Origin of the sequence: Hyphomonas sp. BRH_c22 (genome assembly GCF_000961795.1) — a bacterium.
Lineage (GTDB): Bacteria > Pseudomonadota > Alphaproteobacteria > Caulobacterales > Hyphomonadaceae > Hyphomonas.
Genome location: NZ_LADU01000044.1, coordinates 1 through 7,029 on the forward strand (window position 1 = coordinate 1; position 7,029 = coordinate 7,029).

Consider the following 7,029-nt stretch of genomic DNA (forward strand, 5'->3'; position numbering starts at 1 on the left):
AAGTTTGCGGTCATTGAGCGTCAGCGGGATTTTACGATTGTGCCTTGGCGGCAGGTACTTGAACAGCGGCGCGGGATGGCGGTGTCGGGTGTCGTACGCGGGGGGCGGATTTCGTGGGCGCTTGGGCGCGGGATTGGAATGGAAGATTGATCCGGATTGCGCACACTTTCTTTACGAGGCTATATATTTTCAAACGCAGCGATTGTCTGTCAATACTTGTCTGAGCCTATCCACTTCCGCTCGCCGAAGCGCGGAAGCATCCCGTCCGATTGCAGCATCAGGACATTACACGCTCAAAACGTTCAACCGCTTCTTCTGAAGCCAGCCCGTACTCGTCCTTCAACCGGTCAAGATATTTCCGGCCCTTATACTTGTAGGACAACGAAGAAACTAAGGACCGAAGAAGCGCGTCGGACTTAGTCAAACCCACGAATTGTTCAATTGTGAACCCGGAATGACGTGCTTTGCGAGCGATTGTTTGGATTATCCGGTCGGCATCGGTGACCCAATCCCACCAGTCTACGCTCACAAGATCGGCGCGGAAGAGGAGCGCGTCTTGGGTTGGCATCCGACCGCTCAAAACCGCAGAGAATATTGGGTCGAGCGCAAAGCTGAGCGACGCGGCAGCGTCGTCGCGCTCCAACCGCAAGCCACGACGCAGAATCCAACATGCGAGTCGGAGCGCACCATCGGACTCCTCGCGTGATTGGCTTGAGTTCTCAGCCAAAGCCAGCCAAGGGTCGTTGCTAGTCGAATTGCGATCTCGGTCGAACCCAAGTGGTTGGACGAGATCAGCCCAAACCGTCAGCAGGGAGATATCGACCGACGCCACAGGAGGCCGGGCAAGTGCATTGATAAATTCTGTGGCCGCGCTGGAACTCATCAGCTCGATCGACAGCTTCCGACCGGCTCTCGTCTCCAACAGTTCCGGCGCGGCGGCCAATGCAGCGATCAGTCCGCGCTTGTCAAAACTAGAGGCGGCTTCTTCGGCAAGCGCCTCCGGCGCCGCTTGGCAGAACGCTGCGATGACTTTGTTCTCAATGCCGGTCTTTTCGAAAACTTCGCTCAAGGCCGACACCTCGCGAAGCATACTTTCCGCAATTGAAGACGCCCAAGCCCTTTCGCTGGCGAACACGCTTGTCGCAAGTGGCAACACTCTAGCCGATAGCGCTGAAGCAACCTCCAGACCCTTAACAATCGCCTCCTCATCCAAGCCCGGAAGAATCTCTTCCAATGAGTTAAAGAAGACGGACGGCGTGTCCTCGGAAAGGAAGAGGGCTGGCATCCGCCGCCATATTAATTTCCCCAGTGAAACCACAGTTTCATGGGACAGCGACAATCCAGATCGGTCAATCGACACGAGCACGGTCTTTAGTGTCGCAATGGGCAGATCCCCACCACGGTTAACGGCAGCGCGAACAACTTCCTCACGAAGCAAACGACCTTCCTGGTTAGAAAACGCCTCCAAGGTGTGCGTTACAGCTCGCGCGAGAGCCGCTCCGCTGTTTTGTTTCGTCAAATCCCGATAGATTTCACAGAGTCGGCGGAAATGACGCCGCCCATCGCTCACGTCGCTTGCTTTTGTTTTAAGGAATTCGCGCAATCCATAACTCTCGCCGGTCAAATCTTCGAGCGCAACGCTTATCCAAGATGCGTCCTCTCCCCCGACGCGACTGCGTAGTGTGTCAAGAACATACGCGGAGCGCTGTCCAACTCGCTTGTCGTTAAACAGTTGTAGGTCAAAGGATGAGAACCGATCAGTCTTATTCAAATCACAAAATGTGCAGAATTTGAAGCCGCGCCGGAGACGTGGCCATTGTTGGGACCAAAGTGCAAAAACTAGATCTTCCGGAGCCGATACATGAGACACATCCATTTGCGCCGGACCATTCGTATCGGCGTAGAGCGCGTGGATAAGTGTAGCGGCGGCCTCTTCGTTAGGACCGATTCCGCCCATCAGCTTTTGCTGAAAAAAAGCGGGTTCGACTGTCCGGTAGGTGCTCAGGTCTGCTGATGGCCCTTCAGGTCTCCGAAAATACGCTCTAAAGATGGACAGATCTGGCACCTGCGCCATCAATGCAAAGTCGATAAGTAGTGCATGCGACCAAACACTGCCAGGACGATCCATTTCCGGAGCCGGCCAGGTCCGTACCAAGGCGTAAGCTCCAGCATCCTTGAGCGGAAACCCCACCAGATAGCCCCTTGCTGGCATATCATGCATTGGGGCGGCCCGGTCGGTGAAGACTAGCATGGCGTGCTTGTCGTCTATCGAAAGCGATAAGGATGATGCAAGCTCGCGATGGCCGCTGTCATAGCCGTATAGCGCTTGATTAATTCCGACCGTTTGGGGCCTTTCTTTCATGAAACGACCCATGCGATGGGTCGAGTCAGATCGTGGTCTTCGACACAATTCGAGACAACGCGGATGCGCTCATGGGGTTTGCGCAATTTGCAAATATCAACAAGAGACTGAGGCAGATCGCCGGGATGCTCTCTCTTCACGTAGTCCGTACCCTGTGCGCTGACTCCAAAAATCGCCGGACGCCAGCCATCCCCACCTGCCTTAAGATACTGGTCAAGTAGTGGCATTTGCGTAGCAAGGTGTTGCTCCGGGGTCAGATCCCCCACCGACACCCTGTCCCAAGCCGAAAGAATGATAGCCAAATTTCCTGGTGGGGCGTTGATATGTCTGGATGTCATCATCTGCAGCAAATCAACTATTTTCACCTGGCACGGGGCAAGCCTCGGCGCGAACGGAAGCGCTTCACCGATTGAAGTGGCATCGCCCATTTCGGCACTATCATTCAGTTCATCTATCAGATGACGTGGTTGCGTAATCTTATCGGCATGGACAAACAACATAACGCCCCGTCGAGTACTGAGCATGTCAGCAATCTCGGTATCGCATGTGCGTTCCTCCCAGAGCTGCGTGAACACTTCGCCACCAAGATCCGGAAATCGCAGCGTGAATGCTCCTCCCGTCCCGTCTGTCATGTCCAATCCAACGGCCTCACGATCGGGCCCCTCGGTCCGCTCTTGGCGAACACCTTCGATCCACCTCTTATGGATTTTACGTACATAGCGGTAATCGTCGTGGTCACGCGACGCCATTTGAAGCTGTGTGCTAGGGCCACCATCCTGTAGAACTTCCCAAAGCGCAGCAAGATAGGTAGTTTTGCCGGCCGCAGGTAGACCGCAGACGACTACGGATCCGTTACTCATTCCCCGTCTCCTTGTGCCCCGAAGCGGCACATCGTGCGCGATGCACGGCGCAACTGGGAATCAGCTAGGTGCTCTCGCAAATCCCCCCCCGCCAGCCATATCCGCAGCAACGCTTCAACGCCAAACCCGCGCGGCGTCCCAGGTCCTGCAGGGGAGGCTGCAACTTTCATGGCTTGCATACCGGCAACTCTTGACTGATAAGCCGCGCACGCCTCCTCAAAAAACACATCAAAGGCGCTCCGCAAGGCGTCGGCCTCGCCAGAAGCCTCGACAAGATCAATCTTACTCAACACAATAAGCAAATGGGCGTCTCGCGACAGCGTACCCCGCTCAAATATGCTGCTCAAAAACTGACGCGCTTCAGAAATTACAGCATGCCGCCGAGTCGGAGAGCATAAGCCAGCACCATCGATCAGCAAGGTCAGCACGCTGCATTGCGATAATTCGATTAATTGATCGGCGCGACTCGGCTGGTCGGATACACCTTCGTAGAGCTCGCCCGACCGGTCAGCAAAAAGCAAGTCGCGTCGGATCCCCCCATCTTGAACTCCCAAATGAAAAAAGAAGGGATCGGAATCCACAGGCGTACGCTCGCCCGTCACTTCTGGCGCTTCAGAACTTGCACGCGCCAAATGGCAAATCCGTTCAAAACCGAGCAATGTTGTCGATCCGGCAAATCTCAAATTAGCCATGGCTGCGCTTTGAAACAGGTCGTAGGCGCAAGCAATCAATGACGTCTTCCCAGCATCAACTGGTCCGACGATGCTTATGATGCGCGCCGGACGTTCACTCAGCAGCGCCCCCATCTCTCGAAGATTGAGCGCCTCGCCGCGTGCAACTCTGACCAGTCTTGGTTTTTCAATTCGTTCAGCAGGGGGAGACAAGGACGGTTCAGTAACCTCATCAATTATTGTCTCGTCGCTTGAGGGCGGCTTGCGCCCGTAAAGCGGACAAGAAGCCGGCACGGAGTGGCCGTCGATACAAGTGCCTGTCTCGCTTACCTTACAGTCGGCGTTACCGCACGTGATGGTCGCTTCGCTCTGGCTCATCCTTGCCTATCCGCCCGGGAGCGCAGATAGACTGCCTCCAGATACGACTGAACTGCAAGTCCATGTTCAGGGAATTCAAGCTCAACGTCGCATTGCGCGACACTGGACCAACCAACCGCCCACTTAGTTGTCTTGCCTACTCGCAAACGCTCGGCCAGCGCTGCATGGACTGGCGTCAGAGCGTTCACATCCACTAGGTTCAAGGTCCGAATCCAGTCTGAGTCGCAGGCATCGACAGCACTGGTCAAGGCGTGCGCGGTTTTTGCGCTCACTCCCATGCGCGCCAGCAGCGCTGGCGTCGAAGTAGGCCCTGGTAACAGCCGCAGTTTCTTCGCCAATTCAACGCCTGCAACCAAGCCGCGTTCAGCCGGCTTGAGCGCTTTGAAGGCTTTGTCGCGGGTCTCGCTCGCTTCGTTGAAGACCCACCAGAGAAGTTCCAGCTCCTCATCCTTCATGTCGATATGTTCGATCAATGCCACAACAGCGTTGCGTGCTTCACGCCGCGCTTTTGTCAATTCCATTGTTATCTTCGCAGCGATGTCCGACAAAACCACTGTTGCCGTTTCATGGTCGTCCAACCCACCTTCCGCTGTCAATTTTTCAACAAAATCGAATTTCCCACTGGCGTTGCTCATCGCTGTGCTTATGGGCCTACGACGTCGCAACGCTTCACCTGACTGTGCGGCACGGCGCCTAGCACGTTCACGCAAGTCAATCGTGGCTTGCCCATCCCGGCGACCGCCCAGATCGGCGGCCATGACAGCCATCGCGGCATGATCGCTCCAATCCATATCCGAATCGAGGATAACTGCGAGGCAGGCGGAGGCCAGAAGTCTCAGTTCATTCGCCGCACGATCGATTTCTAGAAACGGATTGGCAATTTTGTGTGCATTCTCGAAGACGTCCGCACCGACCTCACCCGTAGTATTGAGCCCATAGTGTCGGCGAACGAGGTGATCGATGACCTCGACATCCAGCGCCTTCACGGTCGCCACGGTTCCGCTCCACCGATTAGTTAGGCCTTCTGTATTGCCTGTCGGATCAATTGACCTAATCCAGGGACCGAAACTCTCATGCATCTCCATAATTATTATTCCTCTTGCTCGGCGATCTGAATGGCCTCATCCAACGCACCTAATTTCTGTTCCTTGGCTAGAGCCACGATCGCTGCTCGGAATACAGCGTACTCGTTTTCAACGGGCGTGTCGGGTGGCCATTTGCCAAGACCGACCATGATTGAGCGTCTCTCCGAATGCGCGAGACGCCAGAATCGTCGGTTAATCTGTCTTGTCTGGGGTGCCGCCATAACCGACTCCTCGATGTCATTTATCGACGCACAGTCCGCCGGTGCGTCGGCGTTGACCTCAATCGCATGTCCGATTTTGCCCTTGGGCCTCCATTCTCCCCGCAGCGTCACGCGATGATCGAAATAGTCCTGAACTAGTCCGTCCAGCCGATGCGTCCTCAATCGGAAAGCCTCGCCTTGGGCTTGATAGTCATATTGCCACGTCCGCACACGTACGTCCTTGCGATTATCTTGTTCCTCTACGTTGAACTCGATGAAATTATACGCAGGCGCCCAAAGTAAACCGTCCCGTTCAGGATTAACGGATCCTGCTCTGACGAATAGCGCTCCACCATTATGCCCCTGCAGCCATTGCGTGTGTTTGTGCCCACACAAGACAACGCCGGGACGCCCAAGTAATCTTGGCTCAGCGCTATCCATATCAGAAAACCAGTCTAATGGATGGTGTAACATTGCCAGATTGATGACGCCGTCTAGAGGTTCGATTCCGGTTTGCAGCGCACTCAAATAAAGGCTGCGGCGGTCATCGGTCCCGGCGATACCAGAAATAAAGGTCGATGTCAGACCACGTACATAAAGCGCCGCACCTTCCGTCAGGGGGAAATATCGCTCCCAGTAGGGGCGTCGAGAATGGACATTGCAATCGTATTGGGCGGCAAATGCGTTATATGCTTCGATTGAAGCAAACAGATTTTTCGCGCTCTCGGGGTCATGCAGAGTGTCCATGAGCGCGCGTTCGCGTCTATTTTCGGTCGTAGCTTGCGCCACGGCCTCCACTGTAAGGCGGACCTGTCGATCACTGAACGCCGTACGATCAACGTCATGATTGCCTGGCACCACATATATATCGTCAGGTCGACAACCGACCTTCACGGCGATTTCGTCGAACCACGCGCTCGCCGCTTCGTATTCCTCAGGCAGACCGCGATATGCAATGTCTCCAGTTACAAAGATTGCGGAAACAGGTCCGAGACGCGCAACTTGTTCGGCAGCATGTTGCGCAAGCTCTGCCCGGTAAACCCGCTCAGGGTCTATGCCACCGCATTGGGGGTGACGAAAGTGAATATCCGATAAGTGCAGCGCGAGCATAGAACCCCCAATTTTTATAAACATAACACATGGTACGATTCTAGGATTTTACTATTTCAATCTCGCGTTGATCGATTGCCAATAAATGCACATACCTCCCAAATGCCTTGATTAAACAAGAAATGGCCATGAGTTGCAAATTTTTACCGCGCATCGTCGGCTTCCCCCGGTAGGGCTGTCTCTGCTGCTTACCGGGTTCTTCGCACCAACAAATATTTCCCGGAACTTCACCCCGTCCACTCGGCCGTTCCCAAACCTTCAGAATACCCTACATATTTCCCCCAATTCCCTCTCTGGAGACTGAGGCGATGATTGGTCAGGTTCTGTGTCATGAAACATGGCACGAACCTCTTCTGGCAGATC

General features: G+C 54.7%; 6 protein-coding genes. 1 reads left to right on the top strand and 5 read right to left on the bottom strand.

Features of this window, described 5'->3' with window-relative positions; translation table 11 throughout:
• Positions 1-12 precede the first annotated feature (12 nt).
• Entirely contained in the window at positions 13-150 is a 138-nt protein-coding gene (locus VR74_RS21535; protein ID WP_366462231.1) for a DUF3363 domain-containing protein, read from the top strand.
• 127 nt (positions 151-277) lie between these two features.
• Here VR74_RS21535 and VR74_RS05980 read toward each other — a convergent pair whose 3' ends face one another.
• The 5 genes from VR74_RS05980 to VR74_RS06000 all read right to left on the bottom strand — a co-directional run bounded on the left by VR74_RS05980 (position 278) and on the right by VR74_RS06000 (position 6,666).
• Complete coding sequence (locus tag VR74_RS05980; protein ID WP_045695158.1) at positions 278-2,362, bottom strand: hypothetical protein; 2,085 nt, start codon at positions 2,360-2,362, stop codon at positions 278-280.
• Positions 2,359-3,222, bottom strand: coding sequence for a hypothetical protein (locus VR74_RS05985; protein ID WP_045695160.1), 864 nt, complete (start codon positions 3,220-3,222; stop codon positions 2,359-2,361). Before VR74_RS05985 ends, VR74_RS05980 begins: the two co-directional genes overlap by 4 nt.
• Entirely contained in the window at positions 3,219-4,271 is a 1,053-nt protein-coding gene (locus VR74_RS05990) for a hypothetical protein (protein ID WP_299949693.1), read from the bottom strand. Before VR74_RS05990 ends, VR74_RS05985 begins: the two co-directional genes overlap by 4 nt.
• On the bottom strand, positions 4,268-5,266 hold the full coding sequence (locus VR74_RS05995) for a GTPase-associated system all-helical protein GASH (protein WP_366462229.1): 999 nt from the start codon (positions 5,264-5,266) through the stop codon (positions 4,268-4,270). The genes VR74_RS05990 and VR74_RS05995 overlap by 4 nt, the downstream gene beginning before the upstream one ends.
• A 95-nt stretch (positions 5,267-5,361) precedes the next feature.
• Positions 5,362-6,666 carry a metallophosphoesterase gene (locus tag VR74_RS06000; protein WP_299949695.1) on the bottom strand — a complete coding sequence of 435 codons (1,305 nt, stop codon included), beginning with the start codon at positions 6,664-6,666 and terminating at the stop codon, positions 5,362-5,364.
• Positions 6,667-7,029: the final 363 nt, after the last annotated feature.

What these genes read in the sequence shown, in the direction of transcription:
- VR74_RS05980 (WP_045695158.1), bottom strand. Translation starts at nt 2,362, where the DNA reads ATGAAAGAAAGGCCCCAAACGGTCGGAATTAATCAAGCGCTATACGGC.
- VR74_RS05985 (WP_045695160.1), bottom strand. Translation starts at nt 3,222, where the DNA reads ATGAGTAACGGATCCGTAGTCGTCTGCGGTCTACCTGCGGCCGGCAAA.
- VR74_RS05990 (WP_299949693.1), bottom strand. Translation starts at nt 4,271, where the DNA reads ATGAGCCAGAGCGAAGCGACCATCACGTGCGGTAACGCCGACTGTAAG.
- VR74_RS06000 (WP_299949695.1), bottom strand. Translation starts at nt 6,666, where the DNA reads ATGCTCGCGCTGCACTTATCGGATATTCACTTTCGTCACCCCCAATGC.